Origin of the sequence: Microbacterium barkeri (assembly GCF_027921765.1) — a bacterium.
GTDB lineage: Bacteria > Actinomycetota > Actinomycetes > Actinomycetales > Microbacteriaceae > Microbacterium > Microbacterium barkeri.
This window is the reverse complement of record NZ_BSEJ01000015.1, coordinates 26678-48258: the sequence shown is the minus strand read 5'-3', so window position 1 is coordinate 48258 and position 21581 is coordinate 26678. Positions and strand designations below refer to the sequence as shown.

Genomic DNA, 21581 nt, shown 5'->3' with positions numbered 1-21581 from the left:
CCTTCGGGAAGATCGTCGTGGTGCCCTGACGCCGCGTTCTCACCGACGACTCGGGATCGCCGTGGAAGAATGACCTCGGCGTGCCCGGATCGCGGCTTCCAGCTCCGCCGGGCCTCTGGACAGCGTCCGCCGCCCGTTGCCACGACGAGGAGCGAAATATGTCCGTCGCGTCTCCCGCGCCCACCGAGGCGCCGACTCGCACTCAGCACAAGCGGCGCTATCTGATGTGCCGCCCCGAGCACTTCACCGTGTCGTACTCGATCAACCCCTGGATGGAGCCGACGCGGCCGACCGACACCGCGCGGGCGGTCACCCAGTGGCAGGTGCTCTACGACACCTACCGCGAGCTGGGGCACGAGGTCGAGCTCATCGAGCCCCTCGCCGACTACCCCGACATGGTCTACACGGCGAACGGCGGCTTCGTCATCGACGGCATCGCCTACGGGCCGAGCTTCCGCTATGTCGAGCGCCAGGGCGAGGCGCCCGCGTTCATCGACTGGTTCCGCGCGAACGGCTTCGAGACGGTCGTGCCCGAGGAGGTCAACGAGGGCGAAGGCGACTTCCTCCTCGCGGGCGACGTCATCCTGGCGGGCACGGGCTTCCGGTCGACGGGCGACAGCCACGCCGAGGTGGCCCGCGTGTTCGGCCGAGAGGTGATCAGCCTCAACCTCGTCGACCCTCGGTTCTATCACCTCGACACGGCGCTCAGCGTGCTCGACCCGGTCGAGGACGAGACGACCGGGCCGGCGAACATCGCCTATCTCCCCGGCGCATTCGACGAGCGCAGCCGCGCGATCCTCGAGGAGCGGTTCCCCGACGCGATCCAGGTCTCGGATGAGGACGGCGCCGTCTTCGGCCTGAACTCCGCCAGCGACGGGTACAACGTCTTCATCTCGCCGCGCGCGAAGGGCTTCGAGGCACAGCTGCGCGAGCGCGGGTACAACCCGGTGCTCATCGACCTGTCCGAGCTCCTGCTCGGCGGCGGCGGCATCAAGTGCTGCACGCTCGAGCTGCGGGGCGCGAAGTGACCACGGCCGAGGCCGCGACGAGCCACGTCGCGCACAACTACCACCCCCTTCCCGTCGTCATCGCGGGCGGCGAGGGCGCGTGGGTGACGGATGTCGAGGGCAAGCGGTACCTCGACATGCTCGCGGGGTACTCGGCCCTCAACTTCGGCCACCGGCACCCCGACCTCGTCGCGGCCGCGACGGAGCAGCTGGGGCGGATCACGCTGACGAGCCGCGCGTTCGACAACGACCGCCTCGAGCCGTTCGCGACGGCACTCGCCGAACTGTGCGGCAAGGACCTCGTCCTCCCCATGAACACCGGCGCCGAGGCCGTCGAGACCGGCATCAAGGTGGCGCGGGCGTGGGGCTACCGGGTGAAGGGCATCGCCGACGACCGCGCGAAGATCGTGGTCGCACACGGCAACTTCCACGGCCGCACGACGACGATCGTGGGCTTCAGCGACGACCCCGAGGCGCGCGACGACTTCGGGCCGTTCCCGGCCGGATTCGTGGCCGTGCCCTACGGCGACGCCGACGCGCTCGCCGCGGCGATCGACGACGACACGGCAGCCGTGCTCATCGAGCCGATCCAGGGCGAGGCGGGCGTCGTGATCCCGCCGGATGGCTACCTCCGACGGGTCCGCGAGGTCACGCGCGAGCGCAACGTGCTCTTCATCGCGGACGAGATCCAGTCGGGGCTCGGCCGCGTGGGCGAGACGTTCGCGTGCGATCGCGAGGGCGTGGTCCCCGACGTCTACCTGCTCGGCAAGGCACTCGGCGGCGGCATCCTGCCCGTGTCGGCTGTCGTCGCGGATGCCGACGTGCTGGGCGTCATCCGCCCGGGTGAGCACGGGTCCACGTTCGGCGGCAATCCGCTGTCTGCGGCCGTGGCGCTTCGCGTCGTCGAGCTGCTCGCGACCGGCGAATTCCAGAAGCGCGCGCAGCTGCTCGGTGCGCACCTGCGGGAGAAGCTCGAGGCGCTCGTGGGGCAGGGCGTCACCGAGATCCGCGTCGCCGGGCTTTGGGCCGGTGTCGACATCGACCCGTCCATCGGCACGGGGCGTCAGGTGTCGGAGGCGCTCATGGCGCGCGGCGTGCTCGTCAAGGACACCCACGGGCAGACCATCCGGATCGCTCCGCCGCTCGTCATCCGCGCGACCGAGATCGACTGGGCGCTCGAGCAGCTCCAGGTCGTGCTGGCGGATCTCGCCGGCTGACCCCCGTTCCTCCGGAAGCCCTCCGCCCCGACAGGGGTCGGAGGGCTTCTGTCGTCCGGCGGCTTGCGGATGGTCCGCGCGCCGCGTAAGGTACCGACTCGGCGTCGTTGAATCGTTTTATGAGAGCGGTCACATCGGAGCGCGAGGACGCGGACGACGTCGAACGGATTCAAGGAAGAGACGACTCACATGGCACGCATCGGAGCGAAATCGACCACGGGGTGGAAGGCCACCATCTCGGTCGCGATGTCCAACTACATCGAAGCGGGCTCGATCATCGCGATCGCGACGAGCCTCGGATTCTGGCAGGCGCAGTTCGGGTTCACCGACGGCTTCGCGGGCCTCCTCGCCGCGCTCAGCGCGAACGCGTTCGGCGCGGCGATCGGAGCGATCATCGGCGGGCCGCTGTGCGACCGGTTCGGGCGCAAGTTCATCTACACCTACGACCTCATGGTCTACATGGTCGGCGTGCTCATCGCGGCATTCGCGGTGAACGAGTGGATGCTGCTCGCGGCGTTCGTCATCACCGGCATCGCCGTCGGCGCGGGCGTGCCCGCCTCGTGGACCTACATCGCCGAGGAAGCGCCCGCCGACAAGCGCGCGGCCCACGTCGGCACGGCGCAGCTCGCCTGGTCGGTGGGCCCGATGATCGGCTTCCTGCTCGCTGCTCTGCTCGAGCCGCTCGGACTGCTCGGCTCGCGCATCATTTTCGTGCACCTCTTCGTCGTCGCCTTCGTCACGTGGTGGGTCCGGCAGGGGCTCTCCGAGTCGAAGCGCTGGAAGGCCTCGCGCGACGACGCCTCCGCCAACGCGATCGGCGGCAAGGGGCTCAAGGCGCTCTTCGGCCGCAAGCAGAACCTCACGGCGCTGCTGTTCCTCATCGGCGTCTACGGCTTCTGGAACACCGTCGCGGGCCAGGCCGGCATCTTCATGCCGCGCGTCTACGACGCGGCGGGCCTCACCAACGCGCAGCAGCAGTTCTTCCTGCAGTCGCTGCTGTGGCTCTTCACCGTGCTCGGCACCTACTTCGGGTTCATGCGCTTCGCCGACCGCGTCTCCCGTCGCCTGCTCTACGTGATCGGTGCGGTCATGGGGATCGCCGGATGGGTGGTGCTCGTCTACCTGCCGGCCTCCGCCGTCACGATGCTCGCGTTCGCGGTGCTGTGGGGCTTCGCCTCGGGCATCGGCGCGCAGGCGTTCTACGGCCTCTGGACAGCGGAGCTGTTCTCGACCCGCTACCGCGCGTCGGCGCAGGGCGTGCTGTTCTTCGCCGCTCGCATCATGGTGGGCATCCTGAGCTACGGCTTCCCGGTCTGGCTGACCACGATGGGTCTGCACGGACTCGGCGCGCTGCTCATCGCCATCCTCGCGGTCGCCCTGCTCGTCGGCGCGATCTGGGCGCCTGAGACGCGCGGCAGGACGCTCGAGGAGATCGAGGAGGAGCGCTACGGCGCTCCCGCGAAGTCGCTCGTCTGAGCTCCCGCAGCACGAAGCCCTCCTGCGCCGACCGGCGCAGGAGGGCTTCGTCGTCGCCGCTAGGCGCCGCGGGCGTCGGCGAGCTGCGACTCGAGGTGGAACACCTCGGGGAACGTCTCGGCCGCCTGGTCGGCGCGGCCGTCGAGCGACACGAAGAAGGGGGCCATCGACTCCTCCCAGCGCGCCGCGATCTCCGACTCCGCGAGGTAGGCCTGCGCGGCGGCGTCATCGTCGGTCTCGTAGAACCCGATGAGCTCCCCGCCGCCCAGGTGGAAGATCGAGTAGTTCCGCCGCCCGGCTGCGGCGATCTCCTCGAGCATCTCCGGCCACACCGGGCTGTGGCGCGCGATGTACTCGTCGAGCATCTCGGGCTTCACCCGGAGACGGAAGCAGACGCGGGTCGTGGAGCTCATGGGCGGGGCCTCTCTCGATGGCGGGCAAGCGCTTTCATGCTAGCCGCCGAGCCTCAGCGGCCGCGCCGCGCCATCCGCTCGTCCTCGTCCTCGTCGTCGATGCGGATGGCCGTGGTCTGGGCCACCTGGTCGCTGAACTCCTCGGGCGCGACAGTGGGGTTCGCCTTGGTGACTATGTCGAGCGGGCGGGTCTCGTCGAGGGAGACGCCGAGGCGGCGGTCGGCATCGCGGTGCAGGCGCCCCGACCAGATGACCCAGGTGAGCCCGATCAGGCTCGCGAGCACGCCGGCCGTGCCGCCGAGGACGATGGCGGCGCGAGGGCCGAACGCATCGGCGACCCACCCCGCGATCGGCGCGCCGATCGGGGTCGAGCCCATGATGACCGCCATGTAGAGGGCGAGCACGCGGCCGCGCAGGGCCGGGTCGGAGTTCGTCTGCACGTAGCCGTTCGCGGTGGTGAGCATCGTCACCGTGCCGAAGCCGACGAAGACGAGGGCGGCGGCATACGTCCAGTAGCTCGGCATCGCCGCCGACACGAGCGACGCGACGCCGAAGCCGCCCGCCGCGATCATGACGACGCGCAGCCGGGCGCGCTCGCGTCGGGCGGCGAGCAGTGCGCCCGTGAGCGAGCCGATCGCGAGCACCGAGCTCAGCAGCCCGTAGCCGTCCGCACCGTGCCCGAACTCGATCGCCATGGTCGACGCGAAGATCGGGAAGTTCATGCCGAACGCGCCCACGAGGAACACCATGACGAACGCGACGATGAGGTCGGGGCGGCGCGAGACATAGCGGAAGCCGTCGGCGACGCGCGCCGCGCCCTGGCTGCGCACGCGCGGCACGAGCTCGTCGCGGCGCATGAGCATGAGCGCCACGATCATGGCGAGGAAGGTGGCGGCGTTCACGAAGAACACCCATCCGCTCCCGACCGCGACGATGAGCAGACCGCCCACGGCCGGGCCGATGAGGCGCGCCATGTTGAACGACGCCGAGTTCAGCGCCACGGCGTTGGCCGCGTACCGGCGCTCGACGACGTCCGACACGAACGCCTGCCGCGCGGGGCTGTCGAAGGCGTTCGCGACGCCGAAGGCCAGCGCGAAGAGCAGCATGAGCGGCAGGGTCATCACGCCCGCGAGGAGGAGCGCGCCGACCCCGAGCGCGAGGAGCAGGAGCACGCCCTGCGTGACCATGAGAAGACGTCGCCGGTCGAAGCGATCGGCGACCCAGCCGGTCACGCTCACGAGCACGAGCGGCGGGCCGAACTGCAGCGCCATCGTGACGCCCATGGCCGTCGCGTCGTTGTCGGTGAGCTCGGTCAGGACGACCCAGTCCTGCGCCGTCGACTGCATCCATCCGCCGACGTTGGAGATGAGGGCCCCGAGGAACCAGATGCGGTAGTTGAACGAGGCGAACGACCGGAACATCGCGTTCATCGCTCGACCTCCCGCATGATGATCGCCGCCGCGCTGCGGAGCGTCTGGCGGTCTTCGGGTGACAGGTCGGCGAGCACCTTCGAGAGCCACTCGTCGCGTCGCCGCGCGGTCTCCTCGACGACGCGACGCCCGCTCTCGGTGATCTGGATGTCGACCTTGCGCCGGTCATCGCCGTTCTCGGTGCGGCTGAGGTGGCCGAGCTCCTCGAGGCAGTTGACCGTCCGGTTCATGGATGGCGCGGTGATGCCCTCACGCTCGGCGAGCGCGGACAGCGTGTGCGGCCCGTGCACCTTGAGGGCGACGAGCACGGCGAACTGCCCGTCGGTCATGTCCGAGACGGCCCGCTGCTGCTTGAGCCGCCGGGAGAGGCGGAAGACGGCGGCCCGGATCTCGGAGGCGTCGGAGGAGAGCTTCGTCGATGCGGATTGTTTAGCCATGTCAACCATTAGCATAGCTCATTAGCTTTGCTAAATAAAGGGGTGTGTACGATCGACGCATGCCCGAGTTCGTCGACGCGCACGGCGTCGCCATCGTGTACGACGTCTACGAGCCGGAGGGGCGGCCCCGCGGTGTCGTCCAGGTGCTCCACGGCGTCGGCGAGCACGCGGGGCGCTATGCCGCGCTCGCCGAGACGCTGACCGGGGCCGGCTTCGCGGTCTACGCCGACGACCATCGCGGTCACGGCCGCACGGGCATGCGCCAGCACGGCGACGCGGCGAAGCTCGGTCGCCTCGGCGTCGGCGGGCACCGCGCGGCGGTCGACGCGGTCTGGCAGCTGTCGCGGCGGATCCGCGACGAGCGCCCGGGCCTCCCGCTCGTGCTCCTCGGCCACTCGTGGGGATCCTTCCTCGCGCAGATCCTCTTCGACGCCCACCCCGAGGCGTACGACGCGGTCGTCCTCGTCGGCTCGTCGCTGCGGTGGCCGGGCGCCCTGAACCCGGGCGACCTCAACGCGCCGTGGAAGGCGCCGGGCGCGACCGGCGTCGAGTGGCTCTCGACCGACCCGGCCGTGCAGAAGGCGTTCCTCGACGATCCGCTCACGGTCAACGTGCCGCTCGTCAAGCTGTTCGGCGTGGTCGAGGCCGCCCGGATCTACGGGCGCCCCCGCCGCGACCTCCGCGAGCGGGCGGGGGCCGACGTCCCCGTGCTCCTCCTCGTCGGGCGCGACGACACGGTCGGCGGCCCGCGGGGCGTGCGCAAGCTCGCGCAGGCGTATCGGGAGCGCGCCGGGCTGACGGATGTGACGACGCTCGTCTACGACGGGCGGCACGAGATCCTCAACGAGCCCGTGCAGGGGCGCGTGCGCGCCGACATCCTCGCCTGGCTCGACGCGCGCGTGCCGGCGCGGTCGTAGCGTGCGAGAGAGCGCTCGCTCTCTCGGCGTCGTCTCGACGCGACGACGTAGGCTGGACGCGTGCACGGCGAGTACAAGGTCCCCGGTGGAAAGCTCGTGGTCGTCGACCTCGAGGTCGAGGCCGGGAGGATCAGCTCCTTCCACCTGGCGGGCGACTTCTTCCTCGAGCCCGACACGGCGCTCGACGACATCAACCGCGCGCTGATCGGCATGCCCGACACTGCCGACGTCCCGGCGATCGCCGCGGCCATCCGCGCGCGCCTCCCCGAGGGCGTCCAGATGCTCGGGTTCACGCCCGAGGCCGTCGGCACGGCCGTGCGCCGCGCGCTCGTGACGGCGTCGACCTGGACCGACTTCGAGTGGGAGATCATCGACGACCCCGCCGTCTCGCCGCTCGTCAACCTCGCGCTCGACGAGGTGCTCACGGGGCGCGTGGGCGACGGTCGCCGCAAGCCGACGCTCCGCATCTGGGAGTGGGACGAGTCGGCGGTCGTGATCGGCTCGTTCCAGTCGTACCGCAACGAGGTCGACCCCGAGGGCGCCGCACGCCACGGCTTCCAGGTCGTCCGCCGCATCTCGGGCGGCGGCGCCATGCTCATGGGCGCCGGGCAGATCATCACCTACTCGCTCTACGTGCCGGCATCGCTCGTGGCGGGCCTCACGTTCGCCGACTCGTACGCCTTCCTCGACGACTGGGTGCTGCAGGCGCTGCGCGGGCTCGGCATCGAGGCGACCTACCAGCCGCTCAACGACATCGCGAGCCCCTCGGGCAAGATCGGCGGGGCGGCGCAGAAGCGGCTCGCGAACGGCGGGGTCCTCCACCACGCGACGCTCTCGTACGACATCGACGGCCAGGTCATGACCGAGGTCCTGCGGATCGGGCGCGAGAAGCTCAGCGACAAGGGCACGGCGTCGGCCGCGAAGCGCGTCGACCCGATCCGCAGCCAGACGGGCATGTCGCGCCGCGAGATCATCGACCGCTTCATCGCGTCGTTCCAGGCGTTCACCGGCGCCGAGCGCGGGCACGTCGCGCCCGACGAGCTCGCAGAGGCCGAGGAGCTCGTGCGCACCAAGTTCGCGACCGACGCGTGGCTCCACCGCGTCCCGTGAGCCAGGACATCCTCGACGACGCACCGCTCGCCGCCCTCACACCGGGCCGCGGCGCGGTCGCGATCCACTACGGCGACAACCTCGACGTCGCGGCACGGCTGCCCGACGGCGCCTTCACCATCGCGTACCTCGACCCGCCGTTCAACACGGGGCGCGGCCGCGAGACCGACGAGAGCCGCCGCGGCTTCTCGATCCACGTGCCGGACGAGCCCGAGGCCGCGGCGGATGTCCCCGAGCCCGTCCTCGAGGACGGCGCGCTCTTCGGGAGCCCGGACGGCGCCGACATCGCGGCGATCGACGCGCACGAGGCCGAGGTCCGCGCGGCGACGCACACGGGCTTCCACGGCCGCAGCTACGAGCGCGTGCGGGGTGCGCTGCGCACCTTCGACGACCGGTTCGACGACTACTGGGGCTTCCTCATGCCGCGGATCGAGGAGGCCTGGCGGCTCCTCGCCGACGACGGCACGCTCTACCTGCATCTCGACTACCGCGAGGCGCACTACGCCAAGGTGATGCTCGACGCGGTCTTCGGGCGCGACGCGTTCCTCAACGAGCTCATCTGGGCGTACGACTACGGGGCGAAGTCGCGCCGCCGATGGCCGACGAAGCACGACACGATCCTCGTCTACGTCAAGGACCCCGACCGCTACTGGTTCGACTCCGAGGCCGTCGACCGCGAGCCGTACATGGCACCCGGGCTCGTCACGCGCGAGAAGGCGCGTCGCGGCAAGCTGCCGACGGATGTCTGGTGGCACACGATCGTGCCGACGAGCGGGGCGGAGCGGACCGGATACGCGACGCAGAAGCCCGAGGGCATCCTGCGCCGCATCATCCAGGCCTCCTCGCGCCCGGGGGATCGCGTCCTCGACATGTTCGCGGGCAGCGGCACGACCGGAGCGGTCGCCGCAGCGCTCGGCCGCGACGCGGTGCTCATCGACGACAACCCCGACGCCATCCGGATCATGGGAGACCGCATCCCCGACGCGCGCGTCGTTCTCCGCAGGTAGCGCCGCCCCGCCTCAGACTCGGCGCCGGCGCGCCGCGAGGACCACGGCCCCCGCTCCGAGCACGAGGACGCCGGCGACGCCGGTGCCGATGACCGTCGAGCCGCCCGTCGGCGCAAGCGGAGCATCCTCGTCGGCCTCGGGCGAGGGCGCTGCGGTGGGCGCGGGCGAGGGCGCTGCGGTCGGCTCGGCAGTGGGCTCCGGCGAGGGCGCCGCGGTCGGCTCCGCAGTCGGCTCCGGGGTGGGCGCCGGCGACGGCGCCTCCTCGACGGGCGAGGTGGTGAGGGACCAGTTCTCGGTGAAGAAGTCGGCCGGGTCGATCACGCCGCGCGACTGCGCCCAGTCCACGAGCAGCTGCCGGATCTCGAGGCGCTCGTCGTAGACGACGGGCGCCTCCGCGACGTGCGGGTAGCCCGAGCCGCCGCTCTGCCGGTAGTTGTTCACGGCCAGCACGAACTGCTCGTCGTCGGACACGGGGGTGCCGTCGGGGTGGCGGAGCCCCGTGATGCGCTCGCCGACCGGCTGCGAGATGTCGATCGTGTAGTCGAGCCCGGTGAGCACGTCGTACGCGTAGTCGGGGATGCCCTCAGGGGCATCCTCGTAGCGGGCGTTCGTGCCGTTCTCGGGATCGAACTCGGCGCCCTCCTCCGTCTGGACGAAGTAGCGCGCGGAGTGCTCGAGGTAGTCCTGCACCTGCGCGCCCGTGAGCACGACGCCGAGAAGCGTGTTCTCGTAGATGTAGAGGCCTGCGAGATCGCGGATGGTGACCTCGCCCTGCGGGAAGCGCGCCGTCCGCGAGAACGGCGACGCCTGGGAGAGCACCGGCAGGTCGGCGTACTCCGTCGTGTCGAGCGCGTTCGCGACGGTCTCGGCCTGAACCTCGCTGATGAAGTCGATGATCGGGGTGTCCTCGTAGCGCGACGTCTCGGTGCGCAGCTCCTCGGTCGACGTCGCGACCGGGGTGTTGACGTACGACACCGTGGTGTCGTGCGCGCGCTGAACCGCCTCGGCGAGCCCGGCGCTCTCGCCGATCCCCTCTCGGCCGTAGTGCGGCACGACGACCGGGGCGTGGCCATCCGACCAGTCGACGCGGAAGCCGTCGCCGTCGGCGACGAGCGTCAGGTCGACCTGGCTCGCGCTGCGCGCCCAGTACTCCGGCTGGGTGATGAGCACCTTCTCGCCCGCGGCGTTCTCGACGACCTCCTCCGGCTCGTCCTGATGACTGTGGCCGGCCACGACGACGTCGATGCCCGGCACCTGGGTCGCGATGTTGCGGGCGGCGTCCTCCTCGAGCAGAGCCGGGTCGTAGTCCGCGTCGGCAGTAGTGCCCTTGCCCGTGTGCGCGAGCACGACGACCACATCGGCCTGCTCCTCGACCACGGGCACCCACTCCGCCGCGGTCTCGACGACGTCGCGGAACTCCAGCACGCCGTCGACGATCGCCTTGTCCCACACCCGGACGCCGGGGGTCACGACCCCCAGCACGCCGATCGTGACGGTCTCGCCGTCGATCTCGCGATCGATGAGCGTGTAGGGCTCGTGATAGGGCTCGCCGGTCGCGACGTCGATGACGTTCGCGCCGAGAAGCGGAGCGTCGAGGCCCTGCTCGTAGGCGGCGAGGAGGTCGAGACCGTAGTTGTACTCGTGGTTGCCGACGACCTGCGCGTCGTAGCCGATCGCGTCGAACGCCGTCGCCATGGGGTGCTCGAGCTCGCCCGACAGCACGGACGGTGCTCCGTCGCCCATCCCGTAGTAGTAGGTGAGGGGAGTGCCCTGGATCGCATCGCCGTTGTCGAGGACGACGACCGACTCGGCGCCCTTCTCCGCGCGCACCTGATCGACGGCGGTGGCGACCCGGGTGAGCCCGAGTGCGTCGTCGGCGGGGAACGGCGCGTTCTGGAAGTAGTCCCAGTCGACGACGTGTCCGTGCACGTCGGTCGTGGCCATGAGCGTGAGCGGGATGCGCTGCTCTGCGTCGTCCGGAGCGGCCGAAGCGGCGGGTGCCGTCGGCAGCAGGACGAGCAGGGCGGCGGCGGGCGCGGCGATGATTCTGCGCATGAGTGCCTTCCTGGTTCGGGAGAGGGGAGAGGGCGTCGCGGTGGCGACGCGGGACACCTTACGGGGGCCCGATGACATGCGGATGTCGCGAGCGGGAAGGCGGGTACCCTGGCGGCATGCGCTTCGGAACCTTCATCCCCCAGGGCTGGCGTCACGACCTCGTCGGCATCGATCCGGCCGAGCAGTGGAGCGCGATGCTGTCGCTCGCACAGGCCGCGGACGCCGGCCCGTGGGAGTCGCTGTGGGTCTACGACCACTTCCACACGACGCCGGTGCCGTCGCGCGAGGCGACCCACGAGGCGTGGACCCTCATGTCGGCGTTCGCGGCGTCGACGAGCCGCGTCCGCCTCGGGCAGATGTGCACGTGCATGGGCTATCGCAACCCCGCATACCTCGCGAAGGTCGCCGCGACGGTCGACCATGTCTCGCGCGGGCGCGTCGAGATGGGCATCGGCGGCGGATGGTACGAGCACGAGTGGCGCGCGTACGGGTACGGATTCCCGAAGATCGGAGATCGACTCCGGATGCTCCGCGAGGGTGTCGAGATCATGAAGCAGGCGTGGGAGACGGGGGAGGCGACCCTCGACGGCCGCTTCTACCAGGTCGACGGCGCGATCGTCGAGCCCCGCCCCATCCAGCGCCCCGGCATCCCGTTCTGGATCTCGGGCGGCGGCGAGAAGGTCACCCTGAAGATCGCCGCGGAGTACGCGCAGTACACGAACTTCGCCGGCGCGCCCGACGCGTTCGCCCACAAGAGCGCCGTGCTTCGCGAGCACTGCGACGCCATCGGCCGCGACTTCGCCGAGATCGTCCGGTCGGCGAACTACAACACGGTCATCGGCGAGACCGAGTCCGAGGTCGAGGAGCGCCTCGCGGCGATCGAGGCGCGCGTTCGGCCGCATCTCGGCGATGCGACGGATGGCTTCATCGGCGAGTACCGGGGAGCGGTCGCGGTGGGCACGGTCGAGCAGGTGACCGAGCGCCTCGCCGCGCTCGGCGACCAGGGACTGGCCTACGCGATCCACTACTTCCCCGAGGCCGCCTACGACCGGTCGGGCGTCGAGCTGTTCGAGCAGAAGGTGATCCCGGCGCTCAGCTGAGCGCGCGGCCTCACGCGAGCGGGATCGCCCCGTCGTACGCGTCCAGCGACTCGGTCTCCGCGGTCGCGGGGTACGCGAACACGCGAGACGGCGTCGAGCCCGCTGACCAGGGACTCCAATCGGCCGCGCGGGTCCGGATGAAGCCGACCGCCGCGCCGTGGACGGCGTCGGCGAGCTCCTGCGGCGGGTCCTCGCCGGTCATGAGGTCGACGCCCTCGGCGTCGAGCACGTCGAAGAAGAACGGCACGTCGAGGCAGTGGAGCGACCACCCGCGCGCCGGCGACACCCACTCGAAGCGGTAGGCCCAGGTGCGGCCGCCCGAGGTCGCGGCCGATCGCGCGCGGGCGATGCGCACCACGTGACGGCGGAAGAGCGCGTCCGTGACGAAGCGGCCGATCGCGGCGGGAACGCCGCGCTCGCGCCGCAGCTCCGCGTTCGCCCGGAGGTAGGCGCGGCGCCGCTTCCGAGGGAGCCCGAGCACGGTCAGGACGAGCCAGGCCGGAACCCAGCGGAGCCACCGGCTGTGGTCGTCGACGATCATCGAGAACTCGTCGTCCGTGGTGCCGATCACGAGGGGCTTGTCGGAGCCGACGCCCTTCGCGAGAGCACGCAGAGTCGGCTCGAGGATGAGCTCGCCGTCGATCGCAGGACCCAGCCGCAGCCCATCCGACAGCACGGCCTGGGCGCCGTGCAGATCGCGCATGGCGATGAGGTCCTTCGCGGCGTCGCGCACCTGCTTCTCGGTGAGGGCGCGCCATCCTGCCACGGTCGGCTCGACGCCTCCCTCCGCTGCGGCCCGGCGCCCGAAGCGCTCGGCCTCCTCGGGCGTGATCACGCCGATCGTGGCCGACATCGCCCAGACCGCCGAGAAGAGGTGCTGCGCCGCAGGCATGCCGAGAAGGGTGAGCACCGCTCCGCCGCCGGCGGATTGACCCGCGATCGTCACGCGGTTCGGGTCGCCGCCGAAGGAGCGGATGTTGCGCTGCACCCACTCGAGGGCGGCGAGCCAGTCCCGCACACCGCGGTTGCTGGGCGCGTCGGCAATCCAGCCGAACCCGTCGAAGCCGAGGCGGTACGACGCCGTCACGACGACGACGCCGTCGCGGGCGAAGGAGCGCCCGTCGTACCAGGGGCTCGCGATCGAGCCGGAGACGTAGGCGCCGCCGTGGAAGTACACGAGGACGGGAAGCTGCGCCCCCGGATCGGTCGTCGGGGTGAACACGTTGACGTTGAGCGTCGAGCGACCGGGGACCGACGGCTCCGGGATGAGCGTGATGCCGGTCGCTCCGCGCTGGGGCGTCGCCCCCTGCCGGGTGGCGTCGAGCACCCCATCCCAGGGCTCGTGCGGCGCGGGCGCCTGGAAGCGGAGTCGCCCGATCGGCGGCTGCGCGAACGGGATGCCGAGGAACGTCGCGCAGTCCCGGCGCCAGAACCCGCGCACGCGGCCCGCCTCGGTGTCGACGACGGGCTGCTCGACGCGGTGCGGATCGGTCGGGATGCTCGCGGTCACGGTTCCAGTATCGCCGCCCCCGGGAGGCTCAGAACAGCTGGCGCCAGTTCGCCTTCGCGAGGTCGAGGAGCTCGTCGCCGCGGCCGGAGAGGACGGTGCGGATGGCGTAGAGCGCGAATCCGCCGACCTGGTCGGCCGTGATCGTGGGCGGCATCGACAGCTCCTGCCGCTCGGTCACGACGTCGAGGAGCGCTGGCCCGTCGTGGGCGAGGAGCTCCTCGATCGCGGCAGGGAGGGCATCCGACCGCTCCACCCGGATGCCCTTGATGCCGAGCGCGTTCGCGACCGCCGCGAAGTCGGGGTTGTCGAGACCCGTGCCGTAGGTCACGAAGCCGGCGGCCTTCATCTCGAGCTCGACGAAGTTCAGCGACGAGTTGTTGACCACGACGGTCTTCACGGGCAGATCGTTCTGCGTGAGGGTGATGAGCTCGCCGAGCATCATCGCGAGCCCGCCGTCGCCCGCGAGGGCGACGACCTGACGCCCGGGCTGCGCGGACTGCGCGCCGATGCCATGCAAAAGCGCGTTCGCCATGGATCCGTGGCTGAACGAGCCGATGAGCCGCCGGCGCCCGTTCATCGTCAGGTACCGCGCGGCCCAGACGGTCGGCGAGCCGACGTCCGCGGTGAAGACGGCGTCGTCGGCAGCGGCCTCGTCGAGGAGCCGCGCGAGGTACTGCGGGTGGATGGGGTGCGCCCCGCGGCGCGGCACCGCGAGCTCGTCGAGCTTGCGCCGCGTCTTAACGTAGTGGTCGCGCGCGTCGTCGAGGTGCTGCCGGCTGCGCTTCTCGGAGAGACGGGGGAGCAGCGCCGCCGCGGTCGCCTTGACGTCTCCGACGAGCCCGAGGTCGAGCGGATGGCGGCGGCCGAGCTGGGAGCCGCGGATGTCGACCTGGATCGTCGTCGCGTGCTCGGGGTAGAACTGCGGGTAGGGGAAGTCGGTGCCGAGCATCAGGAGCGCGTCGGCGCCCTCCATCGCGCGGTAGCCCGAGGCGAATCCGAGCAGTCCCGTCATCCCGACGTCGAACGGGTTGTCGTACTCGATGAACTCCTTGCCGCGCAGCGCGTGGACGACCGGGGCGGCGAGCCGGTCGGCGAGGGCCACGACCTCGTCGTGCGCGCCCTGGACGCCGGCGCCGGCGAGGATCGTGACCTTCTTCGCGCCGTCGAGCAGCTCGGCCGCGCGGTCGAGCTCGGCGTCGTTCGGCAGGACGACCGGGCGCGCCCGGTCGATGACGGTCACGCGGTCGGAGGCGGCCTCCGCGAGCGCCACGTCGCCGGGGATCACGACGACCGCGACGTCGCGCTCCTGGATGGCCGTGCGCATCGCGATCTCGAGGATGCGCGGCATCTGGCTCGCGTCCGCGACGTACTCGACGTAGGCGCTGCACTCGCGGAACAGCTCCTGCGGGTGCGTCTCCTGGAAGTAGTTCGTGCCGATCTCGGAGGTCGGGATGTGCGCGGCGATCGCGAGCACGGGAACCCGCGAGCGATGCGCGTCGTAGAGCCCGTTGATGAGGTGCAGATTGCCCGGACCGCACGAGCCGGCGACGACGGCGAGGTCGTCGGTCAGCGCCGCCTCGGCCGCCGCCGCGAACGCCGCCGACTCCTCGTGGCGCACGTGGACCCAGCGGATGGATCCGTCCTTGCGGAGCGCGTCGGTGAAGCCGTTGAGCGAGTCGCCGGGGATCCCGTACACGCGCTCGACGCCGTTCGCCCTGAGGGTCGCGACGATGTTCTGGGCGACGTCGGTCATGGGTCGTGCCTCCGTTCGAGCCTGCCTGCGGTACCTCCGACGTTACGCCCGATCCGGAGCCCGGAGGCGGTCCACGGGAATGTCCGAGGGGGCGCGTAGCTTCTCCTCGACAGATCCTCTTGACGGCGTACTTGCCTTTTGCAAGTATCCGAACGACGGCGTGCGACGACGGAGAGAGACCATGGCGGATACCCAGACCCATCCCGGCGACGGCAACCCGGCGCCTCCCGAGAACGGCATGCGCAGCTTCCTGCACGTGCTCGTGAACACGGCATTCGCGAACATCACGACGAGCTACCTCTGGTGGGCCCTGACCTTCTGGATCTACCTCGAGACCCGCAACGTCATCGCGACGGGCGTCATCGGCGGCGCCTACATGCTGTTCATCGCGCTGTTCAGCATGTTCTTCGGGACCCTCGTCGACCGCTTCCGCAAGAAGGCGGTCATGGCCTGGGCGACGCTCATCGCGTTCAGCGTCTTCTGCCTCGACGCGATCTTCTTCTTCGTGCTGGGCGAGGAGCGCATCGTCGACCTCACTCAGCCGTGGTTCTGGATCTTCGCCGTCGTCATGCTCGCCGGTGCCGTGGTCGAGCAGCTGCGCAACATCGCCCTCTCGACGACCGTCACGCTGCTCGTGCCCGTCGACCGCCATGCGAACGCGAACGGCATGGTCGGCACCGTGCAGGGCCTCGCATTCCTCGTCACGAGCGTGTTCAGCGGGCTCTCCGTCGGGCTCCTCGGCATGGGCACGACGCTGCTCATCGCTCTCGTCGCGATGGCGCTGTCGCTTCTGCACCTCATGGCCATCCGCATCCCCGAGCGCGAGATCGTGCACGCCGAGGGGCAGCCCCGGTGGGTGGATGTCGCCGGCGGGTTCCAGGCGGTGCGCGCGGTCCCGGGGCTGCTCACGCTCGTGCTCTTCACGACGCTGAACAACCTCGTGGGCGGCGTCTACATGGCGCTCATGGACCCGTACGGGCTCGAGATGTTCTCGGTCGAGATGTGGGGCATCTGGCTCGCGGTGGGCTCGACCGGCTTCATCGTCGGCGGCGCGGTGATCGCGAAGCTGGGGCTCGGCAGGAACCCGATCCGCACGATGCTGCTCATCGCCGCGCTCGTCGGCGTCGTCGGGGCGGTCTTCACCCTGAGGGACTGGGCGTGGCTCTACGTCGGCGGCATCTGGGTCTTCATGTGCCTCATGCCCGCCGTCGAGGCGGCCGAGCAGACGGTCATCCAGAAGGTGACGCCGTACGAGAAGCAGGGGCGCGTCTTCGGCTTCGCGATGACCTTCGAAGCGGCCTCGGCGCCCATCACCTCGTTCCTCATCGCGCCGATCGCCCAGCTCTGGGTCATCCCGTACATGCAGACGGACGCGGGTCAACGGCAGTGGGCCTGGCTGCTGGGGGAGGGCGAGGCGCGGGGCATCGCGCTCGTGTTCGTCGCGGCCGGCGTCGTCGCCATCCTGCTGGCGCTCGGCGCGTTCCTCCTGCCGGCCTACCGGATGCTGTCGGCCCAGTTCCTGAAGAGCGACGGCGAAGAGCCGAACGCGGCACCCGAGGCGCCGGCCGCTCCGACGCCGGGGACCGCGGGGCTCGTCGCGACTCCGCACGCGGAAGAGGAGCGGGCCGCGCCGGATCAGTCGACCGACCGGTAGCTTCCCGCGCGGAGCCTCTCGGTGATGTCGAGCAGCGTCCGCAGGTCGTCGTCGTCGAGGCACGACATGCGCTCGGCGATGCTCTTGCCGTGAGCCGCGGCGATCGATCGGAACGCGCGGGCGCCGTCCTCCGTCGCCGTCACGAGGGCGCCGCGCCCGTCGTCAGGGTCGCTGCACTTCGTGACGAGCCCGCGCCCGACCATGCGGTCGACGAGCCGGGAGACGCTCGGCTGGCTGATGAGCATGTTCGCCGTGACGTCGCGCAGCCGCGCCGTCATGTCCGGTGCACGGGTGACCGTGAGCAGCACGTCGTACTCCGCCTGCGAGAGGTCGCCGCCCACGAAGTCGTTCGAGACGTCCTCGAACACCTCGTGCTGCGCACGGAAGAGGCTCTCCCACGCGGCGATAGCGAGTCTGCGGTCGGCCATGCCTCTCAGGCTAGCGTTCCATGCGCGCCTATAGGAGTTGATCGGGGCGCAGGGGCTCAGCCGGCACAAGTAAGGGCCGGGCGGAGAGGAAGCCGCCCGGCCCTTGTCCCTTGCACCAAGAGTGTCCTGCAATCACATGTCGGCAGCTGCCACAGCAAAACAGCTGCCGTGCGATGACTCTATAACGGGGAGGTAACGGGAGCAACCCTCGGCGTTATCTTCCTGTGATTTCTTCACCGACGCATAGCGATCAGTCAGGCAGCACCTCGACCTGGTGCGGGACCGGTCCTTCGGCGGAGGTCTGGGCTCAGGATGCGAGCGGAGTCGACGGCTGCTCCTCGCGTGCGGGAGCGCCGAGCCCGAGCAGCGCCTGCCCCCGCTCGTACTTCGCGAACAGCACCTCGCGCGTGGCAGCGTCGAGCGCCGCAAGCCGTTCCGGGCGCATGTTGTCGGCGAGGTCGTGCTCCTTCACGGCGCGCGCAAGCGGATTGGCGCGCACGCGGCCGTAGTAGGCCTCGACGGGCTCGTCGTCGCGTATCGAGAGGGCGTCGACAGCCTCGACGACGTGCGCCGGGAACTCCGCGCGCAGTTCCTCGATGGAGGTGTCGGTCTTCTCGAGCACGTCGTGCAGCCATCCGATCGCCGCGAGCACGTGGTCGCCCTCGGCTCGTGCGGCGACGCGTGCGGGATGGTCGACGTACGGGTTCCCGAGGAGGTCGACCTGGTCCGCGTGCGCCGCGCGCGCGAATCTCTCCGCGCGTCGAGCGATCCATCCACTCACGCGTCCATCTTCCATCGTTGACCGATGGACCGCATCCCAGCGTGGGCGAGGGCGGCCTGGTCCGCGTCAGGTGCGCGCAGAGCGGACGCGGACGGTCATCTCGTCGACGTTCGGCATCGCCTGCTTCACCGCGTGCTCGGCCTCGATCGCGAGACGGTCGGCGTCGATCAGCGTGGTCGCGCGCGTGGAGACGATGGCGTCCCCGCGCAGGCGGTGCCCGACCCACCGCAGCCGCACGCGCTCGACCGCATCCACCCGCGCTGTGTGCGCAAGGACGTGCTCGGCCCGGTCGACGAGCTCGGGCTCGATTCCGTCGAGCAGGCGGAGGCCGACGGATCGCACCGTTCCGATGAGCAGGACGCCGATCATGATCGAGATGAGCAGGCCGACGATCGCGTCGGCGATCGGGAACCCCAGCAGGACTCCGATCCCGCCGACCACGACGGCGAGCGACGTGAAGCCGTCGGCTCGCGCGTGCACTCCGTCGGCGACCAGCGCGGCCGACCCGATCCTGCGTCCGACGCGGATGCGGTAGATTGCGACGATCTCATTGCCGGCGAAGCCGACGACGCCGGCTGCGATGACCCAGCCGAGGTTGGACACCGATCGCGGATCGAACAGCCGCTGGATGGACTCGCTCGCGGCGACGACGGCCGAGAGGGCGATCATGAGCACGATGAACAGCCCTGCGAGATCCTCGGCTCGGCTGAGGCCGTAGGGGTAGCGGCGGGTGGCGACGCGTCGCGAGAGCGCGAACGCGATCCACAGGGGCACGGCGGTCAGTGTGTCGGAGAAGTTGTGAACGGTGTCGGCCAGCAGCGCCACCGAGCCCGACAGCGCGACGACGGCCGCCTGTGTCAGCGCCGTCGCGAGCATGATCGCCAGGCTGATCTTCAGCGCGCGGACGCCCTCGGTGTGGGCGCGCATCGCGTCGTCGATCGCGTCGGCGGGGTCGTGGGAGTGGGGCACCAGGATCCCGTGCAGAAGACCGCGCAGCCCCGACGGGTGGTCGTGGTCGTGGTCGTGATGCTCGCGGTCGTGAGGCGCGTGAGCGTGGTCGTGATGCGGATGGCTGTGCGCGGTCACGCCCCGGCCCTCTCGATGTGATGGTGACGTGGATGGTCGCTGAGCGAGTGCTCTGCCTGGAAGATCGCGTCCGCGACGAGCTGTGACGCGTGCTCGTTCTCGAGGCGGTAGTGCACGCGCTGGCCCTCGTGCCGCGTCGCGACGATCCGCGCCATGCGGAGCTTCGCGAGGTGCTGCGACGCGGCCGCCGGCGACTTGCCGACGGCCTCGGCGATGCGGTTGACCGAGAGCTCGCCGTTCCTCCGCAGCGCGAGGATGATGCGGACGCGCGTCGGATCGGCGAGGAGGCGGAAGACCTCGACGGCGAGCTCGACGTACGGGCTGTCGAGATCCATTCCGCATATCCGCTTATCTGCATCCATACGCAGATTATGGCAGATGCGCGGGTGCCGGCCGAGGCCGGTTCGGCGTGGTCCGGCGCGGCACCATGGCGCCGTGCTCTCCTACTCCACGGGGGTCGGGCGCGATCCGATCTGCAGGACCGGGGCCGCGCAGCAGCTTCCTCCTCCTTCGTCGAACGCGGCCGCGCCTCCGCAGACACCCGTCTCGGGGAGGGCGAGTTCGTTCCGTGCGGCCGCCTCGTGATCGCCCGCGAGGTGGGCTGCGACGCTGCGCACCTGCTCGTAGCCGGTCAGTGCGAGGAACGTGGGCGCGCGGCCGTAGCTCTTCGCTCCGACGATGAAGAGACCGCGTTCGGGCTGAACGAGCTCGCGCGCCCCGGTCGCGGCGACCGTGCCGCACGAGTGGATGTTCGGGTCGATCTCCGAGGCGATCCCCGCGACGGCCTCGAGGGTCGGGTCGAGGGCGACGCGCAGCCCGGACAGCAGAGACGTGTCCGGCCGGAAGCCGGTGAGCGCGAACACGTGGCCGAGCCCCGCGAGCTGTCGTCCGTCCTCGGAGACGAGGTCGACGCCATCCGCGTGAGCCCGCACCTCCGCGACGCGGAACCCTGTGACGACCTCGACGAGGCCCTCTTCTATCGCGCGGCGCGCGCGGCCACCCAGTGCGGCGCGCTCGGGCAGCCCGTCGGCGTCGCCGGAGCCGAGGAGCGCCGCGCCCCGACGCAGCGCCCAGGTGACGACCGTCCCGGGGGTCTTCCTGGCGAGCTCGGCCAGCCGGAGCACGGCGTGCGCTGCCGAGTGCCCGGCGCCGACGACCGCGACCTGGCGCCCCGCGAACGCGGAGACGTCGTCGGGGATGCGATAGGAGATCGCGCCTGCTACCGAGGTCTCTCCGATGGCGGGAAGCCCGTCGGCACCGGCGGGATTGGGGTGGCTCCAGGTGCCGCTCGCGTCGATCACCGAGCCGGCGAGGATCCGCGCCTCACGACCATCCGCGTCCCTCGTGTGAACGGTGAACGCCTGCTCGTCGCGCCCGGCGTCGACCACGCGGTCGCGTCCGACGCGACTCACGCCGGTCACCTCGATCCCCGTGCGCACGCGCTCGCCGAGGGCGGCGGCGAGGGGGAGGAGGTAGCGGTCGACCCATTCTGCGCCGGTGGGGTACCCGGCCGTCGGTGCGGTCCATCCGGTCGGAGTCAGGAGGCGGCGCGCCGCGGCATCGATGAGCTCCGGCCAGGCTGAGAACAGCCGCACGTGGCCCCATTCCGACACGGCGGCGCCCGCGGCGCGGCCTCTCTCGAGCACGATGACGTCCCGTCCGCGCTCGGTGAGGTGCGCGGCGGCGGCCAGGCCCTGCGGCCCCGCTCCGATGATGACGACGGGAAGCAGCGACATCGGATCTCCTCAGATTGAAAGATGTCAATGTGACGAGCGTGCCCGACCTATCGAAAGATGTCAATGCGTGCGACACTGGGGACATGAGTCTTCCTGCGGTGATCGAAGGGACGAGCGCGTGCTGCGTGCCGCCGATCACGTCGATCATGGGCATCGAGGACGCGGAGCGCGTCGCGCGCGTCTTCAAGGCGCTCGGCGACCCGACGCGCGTGAGGCTGCTGTCGCTCATCGCCTCGGCGGATGGCGGTGAGGCGTGCATCTGCGATCTCACGGAGCCGGTCGGGCTCTCCCAGGGAACGGTGTCGCACCACATGAAGCTCCTTGCGGAAGCCGGTCTCGTGACGCGCGATCAGCGGGGGAAGTGGGCCTATTACGCGATCGACAAGGGCGCGCTCGACCAGGCTGCCGCGGCCCTCCGCACCGCATGACGCCGCTGCCCGACTGGCTCGACATCCTCCTCGCGG

20 protein-coding genes are annotated in these 21581 nt (G+C 70.7%); 9 read left to right on the top strand and 11 right to left on the bottom strand.

Annotated features, from left to right (window positions below):
* Window positions 1-158: 158 nt before the first annotated feature.
* The 3 genes from ddaH (at window position 159) to PKE79_RS14015 (ending at window position 3700) form a co-directional block, all read left to right on the top strand.
* Window positions 159-1028, top strand: coding sequence for a dimethylargininase (gene ddaH / locus PKE79_RS14025; protein WP_271174327.1), 870 nt, complete (start codon window positions 159-161; stop codon window positions 1026-1028).
* Window positions 1025-2224: an ornithine--oxo-acid transaminase gene (gene rocD / locus PKE79_RS14020; RefSeq protein WP_271174326.1), complete on the top strand. Its 1200-nt coding sequence runs from the start codon at window positions 1025-1027 to the stop codon at window positions 2222-2224. Before ddaH ends, rocD begins: the two co-directional genes overlap by 4 nt.
* Before the next feature lie 189 nt (window positions 2225-2413).
* Window positions 2414-3700 carry an MFS transporter gene (locus PKE79_RS14015; RefSeq protein WP_271174325.1) on the top strand — a complete coding sequence of 429 codons (1287 nt, stop codon included), beginning with the start codon at window positions 2414-2416 and terminating at the stop codon, window positions 3698-3700.
* Window positions 3701-3759: 59 nt separating this feature from the next.
* Here PKE79_RS14015 and PKE79_RS14010 read toward each other — a convergent pair whose 3' ends face one another.
* The 3 genes from PKE79_RS14010 to PKE79_RS14000 are packed head-to-tail and all read right to left on the bottom strand — an operon-like array spanning window position 3760 to window position 5980.
* On the bottom strand, window positions 3760-4113 hold the full coding sequence (locus PKE79_RS14010) for an L-rhamnose mutarotase (RefSeq protein WP_271174324.1): 354 nt from the start codon (window positions 4111-4113) through the stop codon (window positions 3760-3762).
* Window positions 4114-4166: 53 nt separating this feature from the next.
* Window positions 4167-5534 carry an MFS transporter gene (locus PKE79_RS14005; RefSeq protein ID WP_271174357.1) on the bottom strand — a complete coding sequence of 456 codons (1368 nt, stop codon included), beginning with the start codon at window positions 5532-5534 and terminating at the stop codon, window positions 4167-4169.
* Between the two features lie 5 nt (window positions 5535-5539).
* The gene (locus PKE79_RS14000; RefSeq protein ID WP_271174323.1) at window positions 5540-5980 is read right to left on the bottom strand and encodes a MarR family winged helix-turn-helix transcriptional regulator; all 441 of its coding nucleotides are present in this window, start codon (window positions 5978-5980) and stop codon (window positions 5540-5542) included.
* A gap of 59 nt (window positions 5981-6039) precedes the next feature.
* On the opposite strand from PKE79_RS14000, the gene PKE79_RS13995 reads away from it, so the two are divergent.
* Genes PKE79_RS13995 through PKE79_RS13985 form a run of 3 tightly spaced genes read left to right on the top strand, consistent with a single transcriptional unit; the run spans window position 6040 to window position 9014 of the window.
* Window positions 6040-6897 carry an alpha/beta fold hydrolase gene (locus PKE79_RS13995; RefSeq protein ID WP_271174322.1) on the top strand — a complete coding sequence of 286 codons (858 nt, stop codon included), beginning with the start codon at window positions 6040-6042 and terminating at the stop codon, window positions 6895-6897.
* Window positions 6898-6957: 60 nt separating this feature from the next.
* Entirely contained in the window at window positions 6958-8007 is a 1050-nt protein-coding gene (gene lplAB, locus PKE79_RS13990) for a lipoate-protein ligase LplAB (protein WP_271174321.1), read from the top strand.
* Complete coding sequence (locus PKE79_RS13985; RefSeq protein ID WP_271174320.1) at window positions 8004-9014, top strand: DNA-methyltransferase; 1011 nt, start codon at window positions 8004-8006, stop codon at window positions 9012-9014. The genes lplAB and PKE79_RS13985 overlap by 4 nt, the downstream gene beginning before the upstream one ends.
* A gap of 12 nt (window positions 9015-9026) precedes the next feature.
* On the opposite strand, the gene PKE79_RS13980 is transcribed toward PKE79_RS13985, so the two are convergent.
* On the bottom strand, window positions 9027-11069 hold the full coding sequence (locus tag PKE79_RS13980; protein ID WP_271174319.1) for a 5'-nucleotidase C-terminal domain-containing protein: 2043 nt from the start codon (window positions 11067-11069) through the stop codon (window positions 9027-9029).
* A gap of 116 nt (window positions 11070-11185) precedes the next feature.
* On the opposite strand from PKE79_RS13980, the gene PKE79_RS13975 reads away from it, so the two are divergent.
* Complete coding sequence (locus PKE79_RS13975) at window positions 11186-12169, top strand: LLM class F420-dependent oxidoreductase (RefSeq protein ID WP_271174318.1); 984 nt, start codon at window positions 11186-11188, stop codon at window positions 12167-12169.
* 10 nt (window positions 12170-12179) lie between these two features.
* Here PKE79_RS13975 and PKE79_RS13970 read toward each other — a convergent pair whose 3' ends face one another.
* Together PKE79_RS13970 and poxB are read right to left on the bottom strand one after the other, a co-directional pair.
* Window positions 12180-13679 carry a carboxylesterase/lipase family protein gene (locus tag PKE79_RS13970; RefSeq protein WP_271174317.1) on the bottom strand — a complete coding sequence of 500 codons (1500 nt, stop codon included), beginning with the start codon at window positions 13677-13679 and terminating at the stop codon, window positions 12180-12182.
* A gap of 28 nt (window positions 13680-13707) precedes the next feature.
* Window positions 13708-15432 carry a ubiquinone-dependent pyruvate dehydrogenase gene (gene poxB / locus PKE79_RS13965; RefSeq protein WP_271174316.1) on the bottom strand — a complete coding sequence of 575 codons (1725 nt, stop codon included), beginning with the start codon at window positions 15430-15432 and terminating at the stop codon, window positions 13708-13710.
* A 181-nt stretch (window positions 15433-15613) separates the two neighbouring features.
* Here poxB and PKE79_RS13960 point away from each other — a divergent pair, with 181 nt between their 5' ends.
* A complete protein-coding gene (locus tag PKE79_RS13960; protein ID WP_271174315.1) occupies window positions 15614-17086 on the top strand; it encodes an MFS transporter in 1473 nt (490 codons plus the stop codon).
* On the opposite strand, the gene PKE79_RS13955 is transcribed toward PKE79_RS13960, so the two are convergent.
* From PKE79_RS13955 to PKE79_RS13935, 5 genes are all read right to left on the bottom strand, one after another.
* A complete protein-coding gene (locus PKE79_RS13955; protein ID WP_271174314.1) occupies window positions 17068-17514 on the bottom strand; it encodes a MarR family winged helix-turn-helix transcriptional regulator in 447 nt (148 codons plus the stop codon). The two genes, PKE79_RS13960 and PKE79_RS13955, sit on opposite strands and share 19 nt — an antisense overlap.
* A gap of 307 nt (window positions 17515-17821) precedes the next feature.
* Window positions 17822-18295: an HD domain-containing protein gene (locus PKE79_RS13950; protein WP_271174313.1), complete on the bottom strand. Its 474-nt coding sequence runs from the start codon at window positions 18293-18295 to the stop codon at window positions 17822-17824.
* A gap of 66 nt (window positions 18296-18361) precedes the next feature.
* The gene (locus PKE79_RS13945) at window positions 18362-19381 is read right to left on the bottom strand and encodes a cation diffusion facilitator family transporter (protein ID WP_271174312.1); all 1020 of its coding nucleotides are present in this window, start codon (window positions 19379-19381) and stop codon (window positions 18362-18364) included.
* Window positions 19378-19743, bottom strand: coding sequence for an ArsR/SmtB family transcription factor (locus tag PKE79_RS13940; protein ID WP_271174311.1), 366 nt, complete (start codon window positions 19741-19743; stop codon window positions 19378-19380). Before PKE79_RS13940 ends, PKE79_RS13945 begins: the two co-directional genes overlap by 4 nt.
* 81 nt (window positions 19744-19824) lie before the next feature.
* Window positions 19825-21117, bottom strand: coding sequence for an FAD-dependent oxidoreductase (locus PKE79_RS13935; RefSeq protein ID WP_271174310.1), 1293 nt, complete (start codon window positions 21115-21117; stop codon window positions 19825-19827).
* 83 nt (window positions 21118-21200) lie between these two features.
* Here PKE79_RS13935 and PKE79_RS13930 point away from each other — a divergent pair, with 83 nt between their 5' ends.
* Window positions 21201-21545, top strand: a complete 345-nt coding sequence (locus PKE79_RS13930; protein WP_374727751.1) for an ArsR/SmtB family transcription factor — start codon at window positions 21201-21203, stop codon at window positions 21543-21545.
* Window positions 21546-21581: the final 36 nt, after the last annotated feature.

Excerpts from the sequence above, each read along its gene's own strand:
- PKE79_RS14010 (WP_271174324.1), bottom strand. The coding sequence starts at position 4,113 with ATGAGCTCCACGACCCGCGTCTGCTTCCGTCTCCGGGTGAAGCCCGAG.
- PKE79_RS14015 (WP_271174325.1), top strand. The coding sequence starts at position 2,414 with ATGGCACGCATCGGAGCGAAATCGACCACGGGGTGGAAGGCCACCATC.
- PKE79_RS13975 (WP_271174318.1), top strand. The coding sequence starts at position 11,186 with ATGCGCTTCGGAACCTTCATCCCCCAGGGCTGGCGTCACGACCTCGTC.
- PKE79_RS13960 (WP_271174315.1), top strand. The coding sequence starts at position 15,614 with ATGGCGGATACCCAGACCCATCCCGGCGACGGCAACCCGGCGCCTCCC.
- PKE79_RS14000 (WP_271174323.1), bottom strand. The coding sequence starts at position 5,980 with ATGGCTAAACAATCCGCATCGACGAAGCTCTCCTCCGACGCCTCCGAG.
- PKE79_RS13935 (WP_271174310.1), bottom strand. The coding sequence starts at position 21,117 with ATGTCGCTGCTTCCCGTCGTCATCATCGGAGCGGGGCCGCAGGGCCTG.
- PKE79_RS13995 (WP_271174322.1), top strand. The coding sequence starts at position 6,040 with ATGCCCGAGTTCGTCGACGCGCACGGCGTCGCCATCGTGTACGACGTC.
- PKE79_RS13955 (WP_271174314.1), bottom strand. The coding sequence starts at position 17,514 with ATGGCCGACCGCAGACTCGCTATCGCCGCGTGGGAGAGCCTCTTCCGT.
- PKE79_RS13940 (WP_271174311.1), bottom strand. The coding sequence starts at position 19,743 with ATGGATGCAGATAAGCGGATATGCGGAATGGATCTCGACAGCCCGTAC.
- ddaH (WP_271174327.1), top strand. The coding sequence starts at position 159 with ATGTCCGTCGCGTCTCCCGCGCCCACCGAGGCGCCGACTCGCACTCAG.
- PKE79_RS13930 (WP_374727751.1), top strand. The coding sequence starts at position 21,201 with ATGAGTCTTCCTGCGGTGATCGAAGGGACGAGCGCGTGCTGCGTGCCG.
- PKE79_RS13980 (WP_271174319.1), bottom strand. The coding sequence starts at position 11,069 with ATGCGCAGAATCATCGCCGCGCCCGCCGCCGCCCTGCTCGTCCTGCTG.
- PKE79_RS14005 (WP_271174357.1), bottom strand. The coding sequence starts at position 5,534 with ATGTTCCGGTCGTTCGCCTCGTTCAACTACCGCATCTGGTTCCTCGGG.
- poxB (WP_271174316.1), bottom strand. The coding sequence starts at position 15,432 with ATGACCGACGTCGCCCAGAACATCGTCGCGACCCTCAGGGCGAACGGC.